The 19,773-nt window shown below is 73.9% G+C and carries 23 protein-coding genes; 13 read left to right on the forward strand and 10 right to left on the reverse strand.

Going from position 1 to position 19,773, the window contains the following annotated elements; genetic code table 11:
• Window position 1: 1 nt before the first annotated feature.
• The 3 genes from BJ983_RS08790 to BJ983_RS08800 are packed head-to-tail and all read left to right on the forward strand — an operon-like array spanning window position 2 to window position 1,920.
• On the forward strand, window positions 2–634 hold the full coding sequence (locus BJ983_RS08790) for a response regulator (protein WP_179793463.1): 633 nt from the start codon (window positions 2–4) through the stop codon (window positions 632–634).
• 18 nt (window positions 635–652) lie between these two features.
• Window positions 653–1,213 (forward strand): sigma-70 family RNA polymerase sigma factor, encoded by a 561-nt coding sequence (locus BJ983_RS08795; protein WP_179793464.1) that lies wholly within the window; start codon window positions 653–655, stop codon window positions 1,211–1,213.
• Window positions 1,210–1,920 (forward strand): methylated-DNA--[protein]-cysteine S-methyltransferase, encoded by a 711-nt coding sequence (locus tag BJ983_RS08800; protein ID WP_179793465.1) that lies wholly within the window; start codon window positions 1,210–1,212, stop codon window positions 1,918–1,920. The genes BJ983_RS08795 and BJ983_RS08800 overlap by 4 nt, the downstream gene beginning before the upstream one ends.
• A 42-nt stretch (window positions 1,921–1,962) precedes the next feature.
• On the opposite strand, the gene BJ983_RS08805 is transcribed toward BJ983_RS08800, so the two are convergent.
• The gene (locus tag BJ983_RS08805) at window positions 1,963–2,685 is read right to left on the reverse strand and encodes an SDR family NAD(P)-dependent oxidoreductase (RefSeq protein WP_179793466.1); all 723 of its coding nucleotides are present in this window, start codon (window positions 2,683–2,685) and stop codon (window positions 1,963–1,965) included.
• Between the two features lie 16 nt (window positions 2,686–2,701).
• On the opposite strand from BJ983_RS08805, the gene BJ983_RS08810 reads away from it, so the two are divergent.
• The 3 genes from BJ983_RS08810 to BJ983_RS08820 all read left to right on the forward strand — a co-directional run bounded on the left by BJ983_RS08810 (window position 2,702) and on the right by BJ983_RS08820 (window position 4,985).
• On the forward strand, window positions 2,702–3,184 hold the full coding sequence (locus BJ983_RS08810; protein WP_343053918.1) for a GNAT family N-acetyltransferase: 483 nt from the start codon (window positions 2,702–2,704) through the stop codon (window positions 3,182–3,184).
• 182 nt (window positions 3,185–3,366) lie between these two features.
• The gene (locus tag BJ983_RS08815) at window positions 3,367–3,936 is read left to right on the forward strand and encodes a hypothetical protein (RefSeq protein ID WP_179793468.1); all 570 of its coding nucleotides are present in this window, start codon (window positions 3,367–3,369) and stop codon (window positions 3,934–3,936) included.
• The gene (locus tag BJ983_RS08820; protein ID WP_179793469.1) at window positions 3,933–4,985 is read left to right on the forward strand and encodes a protein kinase domain-containing protein; all 1,053 of its coding nucleotides are present in this window, start codon (window positions 3,933–3,935) and stop codon (window positions 4,983–4,985) included. Before BJ983_RS08815 ends, BJ983_RS08820 begins: the two co-directional genes overlap by 4 nt.
• On the opposite strand, the gene BJ983_RS08825 is transcribed toward BJ983_RS08820, so the two are convergent.
• The 5 genes from BJ983_RS08825 to BJ983_RS08845 form a co-directional block, all read right to left on the reverse strand.
• Complete coding sequence (locus tag BJ983_RS08825; RefSeq protein ID WP_179793470.1) at window positions 4,966–5,502, reverse strand: hypothetical protein; 537 nt, start codon at window positions 5,500–5,502, stop codon at window positions 4,966–4,968. The two genes, BJ983_RS08820 and BJ983_RS08825, sit on opposite strands and share 20 nt — an antisense overlap.
• A gap of 5 nt (window positions 5,503–5,507) precedes the next feature.
• Entirely contained in the window at window positions 5,508–6,134 is a 627-nt protein-coding gene (locus BJ983_RS08830) for a class F sortase (RefSeq protein WP_179793471.1), read from the reverse strand.
• A gap of 69 nt (window positions 6,135–6,203) precedes the next feature.
• Window positions 6,204–6,779 (reverse strand): hypothetical protein, encoded by a 576-nt coding sequence (locus tag BJ983_RS08835; protein WP_179793472.1) that lies wholly within the window; start codon window positions 6,777–6,779, stop codon window positions 6,204–6,206.
• Window positions 6,780–6,898: 119 nt separating this feature from the next.
• Window positions 6,899–7,693, reverse strand: a complete 795-nt coding sequence (locus BJ983_RS08840) for a DUF1684 domain-containing protein (protein ID WP_179793473.1) — start codon at window positions 7,691–7,693, stop codon at window positions 6,899–6,901.
• A 13-nt stretch (window positions 7,694–7,706) separates the two neighbouring features.
• A complete protein-coding gene (locus BJ983_RS08845) occupies window positions 7,707–9,647 on the reverse strand; it encodes an aconitate hydratase (RefSeq protein WP_179793474.1) in 1,941 nt (646 codons plus the stop codon).
• A 45-nt stretch (window positions 9,648–9,692) separates the two neighbouring features.
• Here BJ983_RS08845 and BJ983_RS08850 point away from each other — a divergent pair, with 45 nt between their 5' ends.
• A complete protein-coding gene (locus BJ983_RS08850) occupies window positions 9,693–10,028 on the forward strand; it encodes a hypothetical protein (protein ID WP_179793475.1) in 336 nt (111 codons plus the stop codon).
• A gap of 16 nt (window positions 10,029–10,044) precedes the next feature.
• Here BJ983_RS08850 and BJ983_RS08855 read toward each other — a convergent pair whose 3' ends face one another.
• Window positions 10,045–10,221 (reverse strand): YegP family protein, encoded by a 177-nt coding sequence (locus BJ983_RS08855; protein ID WP_179793476.1) that lies wholly within the window; start codon window positions 10,219–10,221, stop codon window positions 10,045–10,047.
• 182 nt (window positions 10,222–10,403) lie between these two features.
• A complete protein-coding gene (gene kynA, locus BJ983_RS08860) occupies window positions 10,404–11,243 on the reverse strand; it encodes a tryptophan 2,3-dioxygenase (RefSeq protein WP_179793477.1) in 840 nt (279 codons plus the stop codon).
• 150 nt (window positions 11,244–11,393) lie between these two features.
• On the opposite strand from kynA, the gene BJ983_RS08865 reads away from it, so the two are divergent.
• The 4 genes from BJ983_RS08865 (at window position 11,394) to BJ983_RS08880 (ending at window position 14,797) form a co-directional block, all read left to right on the forward strand.
• Complete coding sequence (locus BJ983_RS08865) at window positions 11,394–12,554, forward strand: TIGR03617 family F420-dependent LLM class oxidoreductase (RefSeq protein ID WP_218890171.1); 1,161 nt, start codon at window positions 11,394–11,396, stop codon at window positions 12,552–12,554.
• On the forward strand, window positions 12,544–13,323 hold the full coding sequence (locus tag BJ983_RS08870) for a crotonase/enoyl-CoA hydratase family protein (protein WP_179793478.1): 780 nt from the start codon (window positions 12,544–12,546) through the stop codon (window positions 13,321–13,323). The genes BJ983_RS08865 and BJ983_RS08870 overlap by 11 nt, the downstream gene beginning before the upstream one ends.
• A gap of 89 nt (window positions 13,324–13,412) precedes the next feature.
• The gene (locus tag BJ983_RS08875) at window positions 13,413–13,943 is read left to right on the forward strand and encodes a phosphohydrolase (RefSeq protein ID WP_179793479.1); all 531 of its coding nucleotides are present in this window, start codon (window positions 13,413–13,415) and stop codon (window positions 13,941–13,943) included.
• Window positions 13,944–14,416: 473 nt separating this feature from the next.
• Window positions 14,417–14,797: a cupin domain-containing protein gene (locus BJ983_RS08880; protein WP_179793480.1), complete on the forward strand. Its 381-nt coding sequence runs from the start codon at window positions 14,417–14,419 to the stop codon at window positions 14,795–14,797.
• Window positions 14,798–14,800: 3 nt separating this feature from the next.
• Here BJ983_RS08880 and BJ983_RS08885 read toward each other — a convergent pair whose 3' ends face one another.
• A complete protein-coding gene (locus BJ983_RS08885; protein WP_179793481.1) occupies window positions 14,801–16,768 on the reverse strand; it encodes an HNH endonuclease signature motif containing protein in 1,968 nt (655 codons plus the stop codon).
• A 445-nt stretch (window positions 16,769–17,213) separates the two neighbouring features.
• Here BJ983_RS08885 and BJ983_RS08890 point away from each other — a divergent pair, with 445 nt between their 5' ends.
• Together BJ983_RS08890 and BJ983_RS31570 are read left to right on the forward strand one after the other, a co-directional pair.
• The gene (locus BJ983_RS08890; RefSeq protein ID WP_218890172.1) at window positions 17,214–18,017 is read left to right on the forward strand and encodes an HTH domain-containing protein; all 804 of its coding nucleotides are present in this window, start codon (window positions 17,214–17,216) and stop codon (window positions 18,015–18,017) included.
• A 2-nt stretch (window positions 18,018–18,019) separates the two neighbouring features.
• On the forward strand, window positions 18,020–18,142 hold the full coding sequence (locus BJ983_RS31570) for a hypothetical protein (RefSeq protein ID WP_281376270.1): 123 nt from the start codon (window positions 18,020–18,022) through the stop codon (window positions 18,140–18,142).
• Here BJ983_RS31570 and BJ983_RS08895 read toward each other — a convergent pair.
• The gene (locus tag BJ983_RS08895; protein WP_246325556.1) at window positions 18,132–19,709 is read right to left on the reverse strand and encodes a DHA2 family efflux MFS transporter permease subunit; all 1,578 of its coding nucleotides are present in this window, start codon (window positions 19,707–19,709) and stop codon (window positions 18,132–18,134) included. The genes BJ983_RS31570 and BJ983_RS08895 overlap by 11 nt on opposite strands.
• Between the last annotated feature and the right edge of the window lie 64 nt (window positions 19,710–19,773).

Genomic DNA, 19,773 nt, shown 5'->3' on the forward strand with positions numbered 1-19,773 from the left:
CGTGATCCGGATCGTGCTCGCCGACGACCAGGCCGTGGTCCGCGACGGGCTCTCCATGCTGCTCGGTGCGGCCGACGACCTGGACGTGGTCGCCACGGCGAAGGACGGCGTCGAGGCGGTCCCGACCATCGTGCGCGAGCGCCCCGACGTCGCGCTGGTCGACCTGCGGATGCCCGGGCTCGACGGCGCCCAGGTCACCGCGGAGGTCACCGCGCAGGCCCCCGACGTGCGGGTCCTCGTGCTCACCACCTACGCCGAGGACGACGCCGTCCTCCCCGCCCTGCGCGCGGGCGCGGCCGGGTACCTGACGAAGGACACCACCGGCGAAGCCCTGTGCGCCGCGATCCGCACGGTGGCCGCCGGCGGCTCGGTGCTCGACGCGGCCGTCCAGGCCCGCCTGGTCGCGCTGGCCGGGACCCCGGCCCCGGCACCGTCGATCCCCGACGGGCTGACCGCCCGGGAGGTGGACACGCTGCGTCTGGTCGCCCAGGGGCTGTCGAACCAGCAGGTCGCGTCGCAGCTGTTCGTCAGCGAGGCGACGGTCAAGACCCACGTCAACCACCTCATCTCCAAGCTCGCCGTCGACGGACGCCCGGCGCTGGTCGCGTGGGCCTGGCGCAACGGCGTGACCTGACCCGGTGTTCTGCTCGTCGTGACCGGGACCGCGACCGACCTGCGCGCCGCCCTCGTCGCGGACCTCGACCTCGGGTTCGCGGACGTCGTGCGGACCTACCAGGGGCTGCTGCTCGGCACGGCGCTGCGCCTCACCGGCGACCGGCCCGCCGCGGAGGACCTCACCGCCGAGGCGTTCCTGCGGGCGTTCCGGGCGCTGCGCGACTACGACGCGGCGCGCCTCGCCGCCCTCGAACCGCGCGGTTGGCTGGTGACGGTGCTGCTCAACGAGCACCGCAACACGATCCGCACCGCCACCCGCCGGCCCGCCCTCACCGGCGTCCCGGTCCCGGACCGGGCCGCGCCCGGACCCGACCCGGCCGACGTCGCGACGCGCGCCGACCCGGAGCTCGCGGCCGCCCTCGCCGCCCTGCCCGCCGTCCAGCGCGACGCCGTCGTCCTGCGCCACGTCGCCGACCTCGACGTCCCGGCCGTCGCCGCCGCCCTCGGGGTCGGCGAGGGCACGGCCCGCTCGCACGTCTCCCGCGGGCTCGCGCGCCTGCGCACCCTGCTCGCCCCCGCCGATCGGAGCACCCCATGAGCGACCCGCTGCTCACCCGCCTGACCCCGCCCGACGTCGGGAAGGATCTCGCCGACCGCGTCGTCGACACCTTCGCGACGACGACGGGCCCCCTCGGGGAGGTCCTCGTCGCCCGCTCCACCGAGGGCGTCACCTACGTGCGCCCGGTCGACGACCCCGACGGCTTCCGCGCCGAGTACCGCCGCCGCCTCGGGCGGCCGCTCGTTCCCGACGACCGGTCGGTGCCGGCCATCGACGCCCGCACGCGGGTCGACCTGCGGGCCTGCTCGTCGTTCGAGCGCGACGTGCTCGACGCGACCGCCTCGATCCCGGCCGGACAGACCCGGCCCTACGGCTGGGTCGCCCGCGAGGTGGGGCGCCCCGCGGCGGTGCGGGCGGTCGGCACCGTCCTCGCCCGGAACCCGGTCCCACTGATCGTCCCGTGCCACCGCGTGACGAGGGCCGACGGCTCGCTGGGGCGCTACATGCTCGGCGAGGCCGCGAAGGCCCGGCTGCTCGCGGCCGAGGGCGCGGACCTCGACCGCCTCGCCGGCTTCACGACGGCGGGGGTGGTGCTGATCGGGAGCGACACCACCGGCATCGCGTGCCTGCCGTCGTGCCACCACGCCCGCCGGATCACCGACGCCCACCGGGTGCCGTTCCGGTCGGCGGCCGCGGCACGGGAGGCGGGCTACCGGGGCTGCCTCGTGTGCCGTCCCGGCATGTGAGCAGAAAGGGGGCCTATCGGCCCACTTTCTGCTCACCAGTCCTCACAACGTCTGGCCGCCGTCGACCGTCAGCGTCTGGCCGGTGATCGCCCGGGAGGTCACGAGCCCGACGACGGCCGCGGCCACGTCCTCCACGGTCGTCTCACGGCCGACCATCGCGCCGGCCGCGAGCGTGCGCCCCCGCTCCTCCTGACCGGCCCACCAGCGCGTGAGCACGAGCCCCGGCGCCACCTCGTTGACCCGGACCGGCGCCAGCGCGTGGGCCAGGGCCCTCGTGAGCCCGGACAGCGCCGCCTTCGACACGACGTAGGGCACCGACGAGCCGCGCCCGGCTGCGGCGGCGATGCTGCCGACGTTCACCACGCACCCGTCCTCGGCGGCCTGCAGGTCCGCCGCGCAGGCCTTGGCGCAGTGCCAGGCCGAGAGCGTGTTCAGCCGGAAGAGCCGCTCGAAGACCTCGTCGGTCGCCGCGTCCAGGTCCGCCATCGCGATGTGCTCGGTGCCGCCGGCGTTGTTGACCAGCACCGAGACCGGGCCCAGCGCCTCGCGCACCTCCCCGGCGAGGGCCGTGACCGCGCCCTCGTCGGTCACGTCGGCCCGGAACGCCCGGGCCGACCCACCCGCCGTCGTGATGGCCTCGACGGTGGCCGCGGCGTCGTCGGCCGACCGGCTGTAGACCACGGCGACCGGGTGCCCGAGCCGCGCGAGCGCCTCCGAGATCGCGCGTCCGATACCCGTCCCGCCGCCCGTGACCAGTGCCGTCATGGCGCAGGATCGTCGCGTGTCCGTGACGATCCGACCAGCCGAGCCCGCCGACGTCCCCGCCCTCGTCCGCTTCGTGCACGACCTCGCGGCGTACGAGCGCGAGCCGGAGTCGTGCCACCTGACCGAGGACCAGCTGCACGAGGCACTGTTCGGCGACACGGCCGCCGTGTTCGCGACGACGGCGCTCGTCGACGACGAGCTGGCGGGCGCCGCGATCTGGTTCCTGACCTACTCCACCTGGACCGGGGTGCACGGGATCCACCTCGAGGACCTCTACGTCTCCCCCGCCCACCGGCGGCGCGGCGTGGCGCGGGCGCTGCTCGCCGAACTCGCACGGACCTGCCTGCGCCGGGGCTACGCGCGGCTCGAGTGGGCCGTCCTCGACTGGAACACCCCCGCGCTGGACTTCTACGCGACGCTCGCCTCGGTCCCGCAGGACGGGTGGACGACCCACCGCGTCGACGGCGCGGCACTGGACGCAATCGCGCACGACGACTAGACCGACCGCGGTAGGCCAGGCCGACGATCGAACCCGTCGACATCGGCGGTCGTCGGCAACTACCGTGCTCCAGCTACGCATCCGGGTTCGGGCGAGCTGATCGCGGGCACTGGATTTTCGGTCGGGATCCCTGATCCGTCGCTCCGACCCCGGGGCGGCCAGGGGCCCGGCGGAGGGAGTTCATGGTGGACGGGACCGTACTCACGATCGTGATCGTCGCGGCCGTGGTGATCGTGCTCGGCATCGTGCTGATCCTGGTCGCCCGGTACCGCGCCAGGGCGACGACGGCGTCGCTGAAGAGCCGGTTCGGCGAGGAGTACGACCGCGTGATCGCCGAGTACGGCAAGCGCGACGGCGAGAAGGAGCTGCGGGCCCGGCTGAAGCGACGCCAGGAGCTCGAGCTGCGTGACCTCGGCGCCGACGAGCGCGACCGCTACGCCCGGGCGTGGGAGTCCGCGCAGTCGACGTTCGTGGAGAACCCGCCGACCGGGCTGCGCGACGCCGACCTGCTGGTGCAGCAGGTGATGCGCGACCGCGGCTATCCCTCGGAGCGTTTCGAGGAGCGCGAGAAGCTGATCTCGGTGGACTACCCCGACCTCGTGGAGCACTTCCGCTCCGCCCACACGGTCGCGGTGGCCGACGAGCAGGCCGACCAGTCCCTCGAGGACCGCCGCCAGGCCATGGTCGACCACCGCTACCTGTTCGACGCCCTGCTCGGCGGCGGGGACGCCCAGCGGACCCGACGGCTGTGACCCGGCCGTACACCTCCTCCCACGACGGTGCCGCCGGCCCCGTCGTCCTGGGCGACCGGTACGAGCTCGTCGAGTTGCTCGGCCGGGGCGGGATGGCCGAGGTGCACCGGGCCCTCGACCGCGACCTGGGCCGCGTCGTCGCCGTGAAGCTGCTCCCCGAGGACCGGCGCGACGATCACACCGACGCCCGCCGGCTCCGCGACGAGGCCCGGGCGGCGGCCGTGCTGAGCCATCCCCACGTCGTCGCCGTGCACGACGTCGGGTCCTCCCCGCACGGCGTGTACGTGGTCATGGAGCTCATCACCGGCCGCACGTGGGGCGACACCGTGCGGGAGCAGGGGCAGCCGGGCCTCGTCGAGGCGGCCCGGGTGGGGGCGATGGTCGCGTCCGCGCTGGCGCACGCCCACGAGCAGGGCATCGTGCACCGCGACGTGAACCCCAACAACGTCATGCTCCTCGACGACGGCACGCCCAAGCTCATGGACTTCGGCATCGCGAAGACCGAGAACGTCCCGGGGCTCACCGAGACCGGCAAGGTGGTCGGGACGGTCGCCTACATGTCCCCGGAGCAGGTCCGGGGCGAGCGGCTCGACGGCCGCTCGGACGTCTACTCCCTGGGCTGCTCGCTCTACGAACTGCTCACCGGTCGGCCCCCGTTCGCCGGCGTCGGCGCCGCGGAGGTCGCCGCGCAACGACTGCGCCAGCCGCCGACCCCCCTGCGCCAGATCACCCCGTCGGTCCCGATCGGCTTCGAGGACGTCGTCCTCCGTGCCATGGCACTCGACGCGCGCGACCGCCCCGACGCCGCCACGCTGAGCCGCTCGCTCGACGACCTCGCCGACCGCTACGCCGCGCCGCCCCCGCAGGAGTCCGCGACCGAGGTCATCGACGCGCATCCCGACGGCGGGTCCGACCGGACCGACGACGCAGCTCCCCCGTCCCCGGAGACACCCTCGCGCGGTTCGGGCCTCCGCACGGCGGGGGTCCTGCTGGTCGTGCTCGGCGTCCTCGCGCTGGCCGCCGTGGTGGTCATGCTGCTCGTGCGCTGAACAGCCGCACCGCGGCGATCGTGCTGGGGACCAGCAGCGTGACCCCCGACCCGACCCCCGCGACGAGCGCGACGACGTCGGCGGTGTCCTCGCCACCGGTCAGGCCGATCGCGAACCCGAGGACGCCGAGCACGGTCATGACCGCACCGATCGCCAGGAACGTCCGTTCCCCGGGCAGCCACCACACGGCGAACGCGACGAAGTGCAGTCCCACCACCAGGGCCACCCAGGCGATCGGCAGGTGCGGGGCGAACCGCGCCAGCAGCGGTGCCCCCACGACGAGCGCGACCGCCTCGACCGCGACGATCCGCAGGTAGGCGGTCCGGTGCATCGGGGGGCCGGCGGCGCCGGACATTCCCCGGCTGCGCTGCGCGGCGACGACGATCGCGATCCCGGCGGCGATGGCCACGACGATCACCGGGAGGCGCGCGGCCCCGAGGAGCTGCGAGTTGGCGGCCACGAAGACCACCCCGAACATCGCCGCGATGAGGTCACCGGGATGGAGTGGGCGCGGCACGCCGGTCACCGTAACGAGGTCTCCCGCGCGAAGACGACGGTGTTGTCGCGGTAGCTGCGCGCGGCCGCGTCGAAGGAGCCGCTACAGGTGATGAGGCGCAGCTCCGGCCCGGCGGTGCCGGAGTAGACGTCGGCGGTGGGGAAGGCGTCCTTGGCGAACGCCCGGGTGGCGTACACCGCGAACGTGACGACCCGCCCGTCCGCCCGCGTCACCTCCACCGTGTCGCCCGGGGCCAGCGCGCCCAGCCGGAAGAACACCGACGGCCCGTTCTCCGCGGAGTCGATGTGCCCGATGATCACCGACGGGCCCTGCTGACCGGGAGTCACCGAGTAGCGGTACCAGGCCGCCAGGTCGTACAGCGGGCCCTTCGCCGGGACCTCCATGGTCCGGTCGGGGTTCAGCCCCACGGACGCCACGCGCGAGTCGACGCCGATCTTCGCGACGACGATGCGCGCGGGCGGCGACGGCGGAGGGCCGGTGGGGGTCGTGCGCGGCGCGGCGCTCGTCGCGGGCGGCGCGCGCAGGGCGCCCGCGTCCCGCTCGACCGGTGCCCGCTGCTGCAGCGCCAGGCCGACGACCACGGCCACCACGCCCACGACGGCGAGCAGCGCCGCCACCGCGAGCAGCACCACCCGCCGTCGGGAACGGGCGGGCGGGGCCGACGTCGAGGCGTCGGCACCGCCCGGTCCGGTCGTCAGGTCTCAGTCCTCGGCACGACGACGGGTCGCGGCGACCGCGACGCCGCCGGCCGCGAGCAGCGCGAGGCCACCGAGACCGAACAGCTCGGGGTGCTCGACCCCGGTGGTGCTGCCGCCGCCGGTCTGCACGCCGCCGGACGGGGTCTGGCTGGGCGCGCCACCGGTGCCGCCGGCGCCGTTCGAGCCGGAACCGTCCGAGCCGTTCGCCCCGGAGCCGGTCCCGCCGGCGCCCGACCCGGTGCCGCCCGCGGCGCCCTGGCCCGAGCCACCCTCGCCGTTGGTGCCGGTGCCGGTGCCACCCGCGGCACCCCCCGCGGCCCCGCCGGCAGCACCACCCTCGGCGCCCGGCGTGCCCGGGGCACCCGGCTGGCCCGGGGCGGGAGCACCCGGAGCCGGTGCCCCCGGCGCCGGCGCGCCCGGCTGGCCCGGGGCGGCGGGCGCGGACTGGCCCGCGGCGCCCGGCTGGCCCGGAGCACCGGCCGGCGCCTCCCCACCGCTCGAGCAGGCCCCGAGCGCACCGATGGACAGCGCGGCCGCGGCCACGCTGTAGCCCACGCGACGTCGCGTCATTCCCGACATGAGTCCTCCTCGATCTCGTTCAGATCACGATCGAGGGGTTCATACCCGCTTCACGTCCGCCATCCCGTCCGGGAACACGAATGACCCACATCGAATCGGTGGCGCCCGTCGGCCCTCGCTCAGAGGTAGCGGCGCTCCCCCGCCTCGACCGCGACGTCGAGGACGTTGTCGGCGGGCGGCAGCGGGCACGTGGCGAAGGCGACGAGCGCGCAGGGCAGGTTCACCGTGCGGTTGAAGTCGAGCGTCACCGAGCCGTCGGCCTCGGGATCGGCGGTCCGCAGGATGCGGCCACCGCCGTAGGTGGATTCCCCGCTCGTGGCGTCGCGGAAGTGCAGGGAGAGCCCCTCGCCCTTCCCGGCGAGCGCGACGAGCCGCTGCTCGACGCCGTCGAGGGTGAAGGTCACCGTGCCGACCGCGGTCGGGAAGTGCTGCAGCCCGTCGACCACGGCGCCGACCGTGATCCGCCGCGGCTCCGGGTAGGCCTCGAACCGCCCGGTGGCCACCCAGCGCCCGTCGACCGGGAACGTCGGCACGCCGGTGAAATCTCGTCGGGTCGGCGCCTGCGGGTCCCGGACGCGCAGCGCGTACGAGTCGGTGCGGCGGGCGAGCTCCACGACCCGCTCCCCCACGGTCACCAGCACCCCGGGCGCCCCGTCGACCGGCGCCACCGTGGCCGTGCCGTCCACGGTCGTCCCGTCGACCTCGACCCCGTCCGCCGCCCCGGCGGTGATCCGCACGGTGCCGTCGCCGGGGGCCCGCCACGTCCCGGGCAGGTCGGTGATCACCTGCTCCGAGTCGTCCAGCCACTCCAGCGCGGTGAGCGACATCCAGCCGTGCGGCTCGCGGAGCGTCGTCTCGCGCTCGTCGTGCCAGCGCTGCCAGTCGGTCTGCAGGTCCTGCGTCGCCGTCGTCATACCGGGTGCAACCTCAGGCCCGGGACACGGATTCCGAGCGGAGGCGGGCGATCGTGCCGCCGGCGAGCAGCGTCGCCCGCTCGCGGGGTGCCAGCCGCAGTCGCAGGCGGACCTCCCCGACGTCGGTGGACGCGGTCAGCTCCTCGATGCCCGCCTCCACGGCGTCGCGCAGCCCCTCGATCGTCCAGGTCTGGTCGGTCTCCGCCCGCCCGTGGTCCTCGGCGTCGACGAACTCGAGCGGCACGATCCCCTGCGCGATCAGGTTCGCCCGGTGGATGCGCGCGAAGCCCGCCGCGATCACCGCCCGCGCCCCGAGGTACAGCGCCGCCTGGGCCGCCTGCTCCCGCGACGAGCCCTGTCCGTAGTTGTGGCCACCGACGATCACGCCGTGCTCGCGCGCGAGGGCCCGGTCGTGGAACCCCGGGTCCTGCCGGGCGAACATCGACCGGGCGCACTCCGGGATGTTCGACCAGTCGCTCATCCCCATGCCGTCCGGCGCCATGTCGCCGGTCGAGACGTCGTCCCCGACCACGATGAGCACCGGGTCGGCCAGCCGGTCGGGCACCTGCGCCCCGGCCGGCGGCGGCACGATGTTCGGGCCGCGGACCACCTCGACCTGCGCCGCCTCGTCGTCGGGACGGGGCCGGAGGATCTGGTCGTCGACGCGCCGCGGGTCCGTCGGCGGCGGGTCGAACGACGGGACCTCCCCGAGGTCCCGCGGGTCGGTGATCACGCCGTGCAGGGCGGTCGCGGCCGCGGTCGGGGGTGAGCAGAGGTAGACCTGGTCGCCCGCGGTGCCGCTGCGGCCGGGGAAGTTGCGGTTGAACGTGCGCACCGAGGGCCTGCCCGCGCTCGGGGCCTGCCCCACCCCGATGCAGGGCCCGCACACCGGTTCGAGCATCCGCGCGCCCGCGGCGACCAGCTCGGCGTACACCCCGCCCCGCGCGACCCGGTCGAGGATCTGCCGCGAGCCCGGCGTCACGGTCATCTCGATCGCGGGGTGCACGATCTCGTCCCGCAGCACGGCACCGACGATCGCGAGGTCCTCGTAGGACGAGTTCACCGACGACCCGACGCAGACCTGCACCACCTCGGTGCCCGCGACCTCCCGGACCGGCACCACCGACCCCGGCGACGACGGGCACGCGATCAGCGGCTCGAGGTCGCCCAGCTCGATCACCTCGTGCTCGTCGTAGGTCGCGTCGTCCTCCGCCGCGACGTCGGCGAAGTCGTCCTCGCGTCCCTGGGCCCGCAGCCACGACCGCACCTGCCCGTCGGCCGGGAACACCGCCGCCAGCGCGCCCAGCTCGGTGATCATGTTGCAGATCGACCCGCGTTCGAGCACCGACAGCGCTGCCGCACCGGGCCCGGTGAACTCGTAGGCCCGCCCCTGGCCGCCGCGCACGCCGTGGCGACGCAGCAGCTCGAGGATCACGTCCTTCGCCGCCACCCACGGCGGCAGCTCGCCGCGCAGCTCCACGTTCACGACGGCGGGTGCGGCGGTCGCGACGCCGTGCCCGGCCATCGCGACCGCGACGTCGAGCCCGCCCGCGCCGAACGCGACCATCCCGACCGCGCCCGACATCGTCGAGTGCGAGTCCGCCCCGAGCAGCAGCGCTCCGGGGCGGGCGAAGCGCTCCAGGTGCACGTAGTGCGAGATGCCGTTGCCGGGGCGGGAGAAGTGCAGGCCGTAACGCGCGGCGAAGGTCTGCAGGTAGCGGTGCTCGTCCATGTTGCGGCCGTCGACCTGCAGCACGTTGTGGTCGACGTAGAGGACCGACGGCGAGACGGCGACCCGGTCGACCCCGAGCGCCTCGAACTGCAGCGCGCACATCGACCCGGTCGCGTCCTCGATCAGCACCTGGTCGACGTCGAGGACGATCTCCTCCCCCGGCGTCAGCTCCCCCTCGCGCAGGTGGTCGGCGAGGATGCGCCGGATCAGGTTCTCGGGCACGGGGGCTCCTCCTCGACTCGGCGACGCTGGACGAGACTGGACGCCGTGAGCGACCCCGCGGCGCGACGCCTCGTGGTCGCCGGGGCGTTGCGCCTGCACCTCGCCCGGCGGCTCGGGACCGGGGTGCCCCCGGAGGCGGACGACGACGCCCTGCTGCGCGCCGCGGCATCGCTCGGAACCGACGTCGACCGGGTGGCCGGACTGCACCGGGTCGCCTTCGACCCGCCCTACCCGGGCAGGGGTGTCGTGCAGCCCGTGCGCCACGGGCGTCGGCTCGTGCTGACGACCGCCGCCCGGGACGACGACGGGACCACGCTCGGCGTGGTGCTCACCGTCCTCGTGCCCGGGCGGGCGGCCCAGGTGCAGATCAGTCCGGCATGAGGGCCGGCGTGCGGGCTCAGACCTCGGTGACCGCGGCGCCGTCGGCCGCCTTCTGCACCGACTCGCAGCCCTTCCTGGCGGCGGCCTTCGTCTCGTAGGCCTCGCCGCTCGCGACGATCTGCCCGTTGCTCGCCTTGAGCCGGAACCGGAACTTGCCCGACTTGTCCTCGTAGACCTCGAACTTGCCCGCCATGACGGCCTCCCTGATCAGGCTGGGGTGTGAACCTGCTGGTCAGGGGCGGAGGCTAGCGGGACCCGCCGTCGGGAAGGAACACCCCGACACGCCCTTCGTGTCGCGCGAGAGACAGTGACGCTCATCCACGCGATCAGCGGCAACCACCCGGTCGTCGCCGAACGCCCACCGCGCGCGGACGACTAGAGCGCCGTGCGCACCGCGTAGAGCTCCGGGAAGAACGTCAGCTCGAGGGCCCGGCGCAGGAAGCCGGCGCCGCTCGATCCGCCGGTCCCGGTGCGGAACCCGATCGTCCGCTCGACGGTCTTGAGGTGGCGGAAGCGCCAGAACTGGACGTTCTCCTCGATGTCGACGAGCTCCTCGCACGCCTCGTAGAGGTCCCAGTACCGGTCCGGGTCGGCGTAGATCCCGCGGAACACCTCGACGAGGCCCGCGTTCTCGACGTGCGCCCGCGTCAGGTCCCGCTCCAGCAGCTCCGTCGGGACCGGGTGGCCGCGCCGGGCGAGCAGGCGCAGGAACTCGTCGTAGAGGCTCGGGCGCTCGAGGGCCCCGGTGAGCACCCGCTGCGCGGTCGGGTCGTCGGCGAAGAGCTCCAGCATCGCGGCGTTCTTGTTGCCGAGGACGAACTCGACGGCGCGGTACTGGTAGCTCTGGAACCCCGACGACGTCCCCAGGAAGCCGCGGAACTCGTGGTACTCGCTCGGCGTCAGGGTGGCGAGCACGGACCACTGCTCGATGAGCTGGCGCTGGACGTGCTTGACCCGCGCGAGCCGCTTGAGGGCGAGCGACAGGTCGTCCCGGGCGAGGTCGTCGCAGGCGCCCGACAGTTCGTGCAGGGCCAGTTTCAGCCACAGCTCCGAGGTCTGGTGCTGGATGACGAACAGCATCTCGTCGTGGTGCTCGCTGCGCGGGTGCTGGGCCTCGAGCAGCTCGTCGAGGTGCAGGTACCGCCCGTAGGACAGGTTCTCGGTGAAGTCCCGGACGATGCCCTGCTCGAGGTCGCGGGTGTTCTCGGTCGTCATCGTTCGATCTCCTCGCCGCACCGGGGGCAGGTAACTCCCGACGCTGCATCCGAGCACGCCGACAGGGGGTCCTCCGGGTCGGGCATCGCCCCGCACGCGGGGCAGAGCAGGTGCGCCCAGCAGACGGGGTCGCCCCCCTGGTCCTCCGACATGGCTCCCAGGGTGCACCAGGACCCGTCGTCGGGAAGGCTCGCGTCCGTGCGCCTCGAGACGCTGCTGCCCCTCGGCAAGGTCGACCCGGGGCTGCGCGCCCCGGAGACCCCGCTGGACCTGCACGCGGTCGCGGACACCGCGCGGTTCCTGGAGGAGATCGGGTACGGCGGGATCGCGGTGGAGGAGACGAAGGACGACCCGTTCGTCGTCCTCGCCCTGGCCGCGGCCGCGACGGAGCGGCTGCGGACCACCACCGCCGTCACGATCGCCTTCCCGCGCAGCCCGACGGTGATGGCGCTGCAGGCGTGGACCCAGCAGAAGCTCTCCGGCGGGCGGTTCACGCTCGGCCTCGGGACGCAGGTGCGCGGCCACATCCGGCGGCGGTACGGGCTGGAGTGGCACGCGCCGGCGCCGTGGATGCGGGAGTACGTGCAGGCTCTCCGCGCCGTCTGGGACACGTGGCAGCACGGGGTGCCCCTGGACTTCGCCGGGGAGCACTACCGGCTCGACCTCATGGTCCCGCTGTTCGACGCCGGCCCGATCGAGCACCCGGACATCCCGGTCCACCTGGCCGCCGTGAACCCGTTCATGTGCGCCGTGGCCGGGGAGGTCGCCGACGGCGTCCGGCCGCACCCCGTGTGCACCCCGAGCTACATCGCCGAGGTGATGCTGCCCGCCGTCCGGCGGGGGGCGGCCCGTGCGGGACGGTCCCTGGACGACTTCCGGGTGTGCATGAAGCCGCTGGTCGCCTCCGCGCGGACCGAGGAGGAGCTGGCCCGGAAGGTCGAGGACGCCCGCGCGCGGATCGCGTTCTACGCGTCGACGCCGGGCTACCGCGCCGCCTTCGACCACCTCGGGCTGTCCGACCTCGCGGCCGAGGCGAAGGAGCTGTCGAAGGCCCAGCGCTGGGAGGAACTGCCGGGCATGATCGACGACGCGACGCTGGACCGGTTCGTGGTCATCGGGCTGCACGACGAGATCGGCCGGCTCCTGCTCGACCGGTACGCCGCCGTGGTGACCGACGTGGAGTTCTCGATCGCGGTGCGCGACGACACGGACCGCGAGACGCTGCGCTCCACGGCCGCCCAGGTCCAGGGTGCCGACGACGGAGCGGCACGGGCGGAGATTCTCGGGAAGGGGACTGCTGGTGTCCGATGAGGTGCGGGTCGAGACGGCCGACGGGATCACCGTCATCACGCTCGACCGTCCGAAGGCGCTCAACGCGATCAACTCGGTGGTCGCCACGGCGCTCGGCCGGGCGCTGCGGGCGGCCGACGACGACGAGGCGGTGCGCGCGATCGTCGTGACCGGGACCGGACGGGCGTTCAGCGCGGGCGCCGACCTGAAGGCGGTCGCGCAGGGCGACACGCTCTCCGACGCCGACCACCCCGAGTGGGGCTTCGGCGGCTTCGCGCAGCAGGCCGTCGCCACCCCGACGATCGCCGCGGTCAACGGCCTGGCGTTCGGCGGCGGCTGCGAGCTCATGCTGTCCTGCGACCTCGCGATCGTCGACGAGAACGCCCAGCTCGGTCTCCCCGAGGTCACGCGCGGCCTCGTCGCCGCCGCGGGCGGACTCCTCCGGCTGCCGCAGCGGATCCCGCGCGCGGTCGCGCTCGAGATCGCCATGACCGGTCAGCCCATCACCGCCGCCCGGGCCTACGAGCTCGGTCTGGCCAACCGTGTCGCCCCGGCCGGGACCGCGCTGGAGGCGGCCCGCGCGATGGCCGCGACGATCGTGGCGAACGCCCCGCTCGCCGTCCGGGAGTCGAAGGGCCTCATGCTCGCCGCGGCCCACCTCGAGGAGCTGGGGGACGACGCCTGGGCCGCCAACTCCGAGGTCCGGAAGCGCATCTTCGTCAGCGAGGACGCGAAGGAGGGACCCCGGGCGTTCGCGGAGAAGCGCGCGCCGCAGTGGACCGGCCGCTGAGCCGTTCCCGGCGGCCCGCGCACGGTCGGTGGACGAGGCGCGTCGCTCGGTCTCGCGATGATCGTCGCGCGGGGCTAGCGTCGCCGCCCGTGCCGTCGGATCTGCCGTCGTTCGCCGCGTCGCGGGCGCTCGCCGAGACCCTGCTGGCGGACCACCGGCCCGAGTGGTGGCGGCACGCGCAGGCTGCCGCCCGCGAGGCCGTCCGGCTCGCGCAGCTGCCCGGCGTCGACCGCGACCCCCTGCTCCACGCCGCGGTGCTGCTGGACGTCGGGCGCTCGCCGGTCGTCGCGCGGGTCGGCTTCCCGTCCCTCGACGCCGCACGGTTCCTCCGGGTCCGGGGCTATCCGCGGCGGGTCGTCGGACTGGTCGCCCACCAGTTGGCGTCCGACGTCGAGGCGGAGCAGGCCGGGGTGGACCTCAGCGGGTTCGCGGCGGAGGACTCCCCCACCGCCGACACGCTCTGGTGGTGCTCCCTGGTCGCCGACACCTCGGCCGCCCCTCTGGCGGTGGGTGACGGCCGGGCCGACACCGACGGTCGGCGCCGCGATGCCACACGGGGTGCCGTCGCCCGCACCCGGGACCGCATCGACGCCGCCGGGCTGCCCGTCGTGGTCCCGTGAGCTGATTGAGGTGCTCCGCGGTCTCTCGGGCCTGGTCGACGCGGGCAAGGTCCCGCACATCGGCTTCTCGAGGACCCACGCCGTCGCCACCTGCGCGGGCGTCCGATCCGGGGCGTCGGCGATCCGGGCGGCCCGGAGGACGTCGAGACGGCCGGTGCGGAGCCGGCGCAGGCTGCCCTCGACCGCTGCCCGCATGCTCGCGAGCTCGTGGCCGGACGGCTCGGTGCCGTGTCCCCACCGCGTCCCGAGGTTGCCGGTGCCGAGGGCGGTCCGGGAGGTCAGCAGCCCGGTCCTGCGACCGACGGTGGTGTGGCGCATCGGGGCCTCCGGGATCGAACGGTTCGCGATGTCGGATCGAGCGTCGACCTCCGGGCTTGGCGCGCACTGAGCGTCCGCTCGTCGGAGGGACGCGTGACCTGGCCGCTCTCCGGCCGACATCGAACCGTCACAGCGGCAGCGGAAGCTCCTCGCCCATGACCACTGCATCCGAGCCCGTCGAGCTCGTCGTCACCGACACCACCACCGCGGAGTGGGAGGACTTCCCGGTGCCCGCGATCGGCGCCGTCCTCGAGCACGTACCGCTCGTCGACGACGCCGAGACCGGGATGATGGTCGTCAAGATGGTCTACCGGGCGGGCTTCACCAATCCCTGGCACACGCACCCCTGCGGGCACGGCATCTACGTGCTCTCCGGGACGCTGAACACCCACCAGGGGACGTACGGCCCCGGGTCGTTCGTGTGGTTCCCGGAGGGCGGCTCGATGGAGCACGGTGCCACCGACGACGCCGACTGCACGTTCCTGTTCATCACGAACAAGCCCTTCGACATCCACCACCTGCACCCGACGACCTGACCGTCAGGTCGCCCGTGCGGTGATCTGCCAGGGCCGGTTGTGCCGGGGTGTTCGGGTGGGGTCGAGCCAGGCCGGTGGGGTGAACCAGGGCAGGTGGTCGATCATCGCGACGTCCCATCCGGCGTGGTGGACCAGGTCGTGGTGGTACCGGCACAGGCAGACCAGGTTGTCCAGGGCGGTGTCGCCGCCGTGGGCCCAGTGGGTGATGTGGTGGGCCTGGGTGGTGCGGGCTCGCCGGCGGCAGCCGGGGAACGCGCAGTGCCGGTCGCGGTGGACCACGGCGCGGAGGATCCCGGCGGGGACGGCGCGGGTCTTGCGGCCGATGTCGAGGACCTCGCCCTTCGATCCGAGGACGACGGGGATGATCTGGGCGTCGCAGGCGAGCCGGCGGGCGGTTTCGGGGCGGATCCAGGTGGAGTCCCCGAGCAGCGCGAGCGTTTGGTGGGCGTCGGTGAGTTGTTGGCGCAGCGTCGCGTAGTCCAGGGTGACGGTGAGGGTGACCCCTTCCCGGCCCGGTAGCGACATCGCGTCGAGGTCGGGTGGGGTCCACGGCCGGTGCGGCGGCGGTTCGTCCTCGGGCTCATCCTCAGGTGGCCCGTCGCCGAACAGCGGAGAGTCTCCGGGTTCGGTGTCGGTGTCCACGCCCGGTGGCACCTCTGCGAGGTCGCAGTCAGCGCGGTCGGCGGTGTCGTCGTGCGGGCGGGCGGCGTCGGTGTCGTGGTGGGGCTTAGCAGTGTCGGGTGCGGGTTCGGTGGGCCAGGCGGTGGTGTCGCCGTGGTCGTCGAGGTCCGGCAGCGGCATGGAGGCGGTGGGGCTACCGGGATGCTGTTCGCCGTCGGGGTGGTCGAGCCCGGCCCGGTGGCTGGCGGAGATCAGGTCGAGCAGTCCGGTGGCCTGCCGGTTCGGCTTTGAATCCCGGGCCTCGACCCGCGGGTCGACCCCGACCCGGCGACCGTCGGCGTCGTCGGAGACCGGTGGCAGGCCGGTGTCGGGGTCGGCGGTGACCGCGGAGGCGGGTGCGGGGGTGGCGGCGCGGATGGCGTCGGTGAACAACGCCGCCGCGGCCGGCTCGCGCAGCACCAGTTTCGCGTTGACCTGACCGTTGCGTCGCCGGGTCAGGTGCAGCTCGTTGCCGGTCGGGTCGTCGTCCTTCGGGGCAGCGCCGTCGGGGTCGAGGCGGTCGGCGATCGTCTTCGCCGCCGACGCCAACGCCCGCGGCGAATGCGTCGCGGCCAACCCCGCGAGCTGCTCCTCAGCCACCGCGAGCACGCCGTCGTCCAACTCGGGGACTTTCCGCAGCCGGTCCATGGTCTTGTTGATGATCTCGACGTGGTACCCGTCGATCACCCCGTCATCCACCGCCGCGGCGGTGGCGGGCAGCTGCGCGGGGGTGGTCGCGCCGGTCGGAGTGGTGTGCGGGTGCAGGACCTCGGCGTGCCGGTCGAGCATGGCGACGGTCTTCGGGTCGAGCCGGACGTGGTCCTCCAACAACCGCGGCAGCCGCTGATACCGGGTCTCGGCCAGCACGTCACTGGCCCGCAGCGCCGTCACCGCCCTGTACAACCGGGCCCCGGCCAGCCGGTGTGCGGTTGTGGCGGCGTCGACCTCGTCCAACACGGCCTGCGACGACGCCGACAACCCGCCCTCGCGGTCGGCAGCAGAGCCTGTGTCGGTGACCCCGGGCACCGCCCAGCCCGGCTCGTCAGCTCGGGACTCGTCAGTCCCGGGGTCCCGCGCGCCGGACTGATCCACACCCGGGCCGTCGGCCGTGGGCACACCAACCCACGGCACGTGGTCCTGCGGGTCCTCGGGCTCGAAGAACGGTGGCTCGGGTTCAGGCGCCCACGGGAAGAGCGCCTCGAACTCGACGTCGGAGAGCGGGCGCCAGGTGGGCTCGTCGGGGTCCTCGGGTTCCCAGGGCGGCAGCGGCTCGGGCCCCGTCCAGGGGTCCCACGCCGCGTCGATCGCCATGCACCCAGTATCGAACACCAGTTCGACTAGATCAACCGGCGAACGGAGCAACTTCGACCACGTCCTGCACCAGACACGCCACTCGAGGACCTAGCGACCACAGCCATGGTCGCCCGGCAGCAAAGGCGGATCTCATGTGCCGGCGGCGACACCGGCGGACGGAGCGACGTCCGAGCGGGGATGCCCAGCGGGGCGGCCACCGATGACCGCAGGGCTGCCGCCGGGGACCTCTGCCGGGTCCGGACCATGATCGCGACTTCGGGTGCGACACGCGCACGATCTGATGCGACACGCTCCCGAAGTCCTGATCTTCACCGAACGCGGCCGCGAGGGCGGCCCGCATAGGTGCGCCGCGCTCAGGACCGAAGACGAACGCCACCACCCATCCAGGTCCCCGAGCTCCTGCCGGTCACCCGGTGACCGCTTCCCACGGCATCCTCACCCCGTGGCCACGACCTCCGCCCGCACCCTGACCCTGCTGTCCCTCCTGGGCACCGGGCGGACGTACTCCGGCCGTGAGCTGCGGGAGCGGCTCGAGGTCTCCGAGCGCACGCTGCGGCGGGACGTCGACACGCTGCGGGAGCTCGGCTACGTGATCGACCCCGTGATGGGCACACACGGCGGCTACCGGCTCGGACCGGGCGGGGCCGTCCCGCCCATCGTGCTCGACGAGGACCAGGCCGTCGCGGCGGTCGTGGCCCTGCAGAGCTCCCCGAGCGTGCTCACCGGCATCGAGGAGTCGGCCCGCCGCGCCCTCGACACGATCGTCCGTGCCCTCCCCCGCCGGCTGCGACCCACGGCCGACGCCTTCACGGTCACCGTCGTGCCGAACCAGTGGGAGTTCCCCACGCCACCGATCGACGCCGCACTCGTCGAGCAGGTCGGCCGGGCGGTGCGGCAGAACCAGCTCCTGCGGCTGGACCATGACCAGGAGCCACTACGTCTCGAACCCCACCACCTCGTCGTCTGGGCGGCCCGCTGGTACCTCGTCGCGTACGACGGGAGCGCCTGGCGGGTCCTGCGCCTCGACCGCCTCCGTCTGCACGCGCCGACCAACGCCCGCTTCGAACCGCGGCCCCTACCTGAGTCGCCGGCGGACCTCGTCCGCCACACGCCCGACCGCGGCGATCACCCCGCGCCCTGGCCCTGCCTCGGCCGCGCGGACCTCGACCTGCCCCGGAGACGGTCGCCGAGTTCGCCCCGGGCGGTGCCGTCGTCGACGTCGTCGACGCGAGAACGTGCCGCCTGACGATGGGCGCCTGGTCCTGGATCGGGCTCGCCGGGCTCTACCTCACCTTCGGCGCGCGCCTGTCGGCCATCGAGCCCGCCGAGCTTCGCGCGGCCTTCGTCGAGGCCCGGGGCCTCACTCCATGACGGCGGGTCCCGACGACGGGCTCGGGGCCGGGCCGGATCGCAGGCGGAGGGCGAGCAGGACGCCGACGGCGGTGAGCGCGGCCGTCACCATCATGAGGTCGTCGATCGCGGTGACGAAGGCGTGGGCCTGCACCTGCGAGTAGCTCATGTACTGCTGGACCATCGGCGTGTGCGCGGACATGTGCATCGCCGCGCCGGTGTCGCTGCCCTCCTGCGCCTGCGCGGAGGACAGCAGGGCGGTGAGCGCGGCGAGCCCCATGGCCGACGTCGTGCGCTGCGTGACGTTGTTGAACGCACTCGCGCCGGAGACGCGGTCGGGCGGGACGGCGGAGATGCCGCCGGTCATGATCGGCATCATCGCCAGGCCCATCCCGACCGCCCGGAACACGAGGATCCAGCGCAGCTCGTTCCACGACGTGTCGATCGAGAGGTCGCGCAGCATCCACGTACCGAGGGCGAGGATCGTCAGCCCGATCACGGCCGGCCACCGCGGGCCGATCCTGTCGTAGAGCCGCCCCGCCACCGGCATGAGGATGCCCATCACCACGGCCTGCGGCAGCAGGAGCAGCCCGGTGTCGAAGGCGCCGAGCCCCTGGCTCTGCTGCAGGAACAGCGGGATGAAGAACAGCACCCCGAAGAGGCCTACCGAGAGCACCGCGATCAGCAGCAGCGAGTTGGTGAACGCCCAGTACGAGAACACCCGCACGTCGAGCAGCGGCTGGTCGACCTCCAGCTCGACCACCACGAAGAGCGCCAGCGCGAGCAGCCCGACGGTCAGCAGGATCAGCACCGGGTAGGACGTCCACCCCCACGACTGCCCCTCGGACAGGGCGAGCAGCAACGAGAACAGCCCCACCGCGATCGTCAGGAAGCCCAGGACGTCGAAGCGCTTCCCGCGCACACCCTTCTCCATCGGCAGCCACACCACGGCCGCGATCGCACCGACGATCCCGATCGGCACGTTGATGAAGAAGATCAGCCGCCAGTCGACGTACTCGACGAGGTAGCCGCCCAGCGTCGGCCCGACCGCCGGCGCGAAGACGATGCCCAGCCCGTACATCCCCATCGCCGCGCCGATCTTCTCGCGCGGGACGATCCGGTAGACCATCGACAGCGCGACGACCGGGATGATCCCGCCGGGGACCGCCTGCAGGATGCGGAACGCGATCATCGAGTTGAGGTCCCACGCGAGCCCGCACAGCGCCGAGCCCAGGCCGAACCCGACGAGCGAGACCACGTAGGCGCGCCCGAGCCCGAGCCGCTCCCCCAGCCACGCGCTGACCGGCACGATGACGCCGAGCGCCAGCGAGTACGCCGTCGACACCCACTGGATCTCGTCGGTGGTGGCGCCGAAGTCCTTCTGCATCGACGGGATCGCGACGTTCACGATGCTGACGTCGAGCACCGACATGAACATGCCGGTCACCAGGACCAGCAGCGCCACGATCCAGGGCGTCCCCGTTCCCGACGGCGGGTCCTGCCGCACCGGGGCGGTCGGTGGAGCCGCCGGGGCGGGCGCGGACGTCGGTGTGGGCTCGACGGCGGGTGCGTCCGCGGTCGTCGTCATGCGCGGAGTCTGCCACCACGCAACTCACACCGACCCCACGCCAGCGGAAGAAACTGCTGGTCAG

This window comes from Actinomycetospora corticicola, assembly GCF_013409505.1.
In the GTDB taxonomy this organism is placed as follows: domain Bacteria; phylum Actinomycetota; class Actinomycetes; order Mycobacteriales; family Pseudonocardiaceae; genus Actinomycetospora; species Actinomycetospora corticicola.

Excerpts from the sequence above, each read along its gene's own strand:
- BJ983_RS08865 (WP_218890171.1), top strand. The coding sequence starts at position 11,394 with ATGGCTCCCAGGGTGCACCAGGACCCGTCGTCGGGAAGGCTCGCGTCC.
- BJ983_RS08880 (WP_179793480.1), top strand. The coding sequence starts at position 14,417 with ATGACCACTGCATCCGAGCCCGTCGAGCTCGTCGTCACCGACACCACC.
- BJ983_RS08895 (WP_246325556.1), bottom strand. The coding sequence starts at position 19,709 with ATGACGACGACCGCGGACGCACCCGCCGTCGAGCCCACACCGACGTCC.
- BJ983_RS08835 (WP_179793472.1), bottom strand. The coding sequence starts at position 6,779 with ATGTCGGGAATGACGCGACGTCGCGTGGGCTACAGCGTGGCCGCGGCC.
- kynA (WP_179793477.1), bottom strand. The coding sequence starts at position 11,243 with ATGACGACCGAGAACACCCGCGACCTCGAGCAGGGCATCGTCCGGGAC.
- BJ983_RS31570 (WP_281376270.1), top strand. The coding sequence starts at position 18,020 with ATGGGCGCCTGGTCCTGGATCGGGCTCGCCGGGCTCTACCTCACCTTC.
- BJ983_RS08800 (WP_179793465.1), top strand. The coding sequence starts at position 1,210 with ATGAGCGACCCGCTGCTCACCCGCCTGACCCCGCCCGACGTCGGGAAG.
- BJ983_RS08815 (WP_179793468.1), top strand. The coding sequence starts at position 3,367 with ATGGTGGACGGGACCGTACTCACGATCGTGATCGTCGCGGCCGTGGTG.
- BJ983_RS08840 (WP_179793473.1), bottom strand. The coding sequence starts at position 7,693 with ATGACGACGGCGACGCAGGACCTGCAGACCGACTGGCAGCGCTGGCAC.
- BJ983_RS08885 (WP_179793481.1), bottom strand. The coding sequence starts at position 16,768 with ATGGCGATCGACGCGGCGTGGGACCCCTGGACGGGGCCCGAGCCGCTG.
- BJ983_RS08805 (WP_179793466.1), bottom strand. The coding sequence starts at position 2,685 with ATGACGGCACTGGTCACGGGCGGCGGGACGGGTATCGGACGCGCGATC.
- BJ983_RS08855 (WP_179793476.1), bottom strand. The coding sequence starts at position 10,221 with ATGGCGGGCAAGTTCGAGGTCTACGAGGACAAGTCGGGCAAGTTCCGG.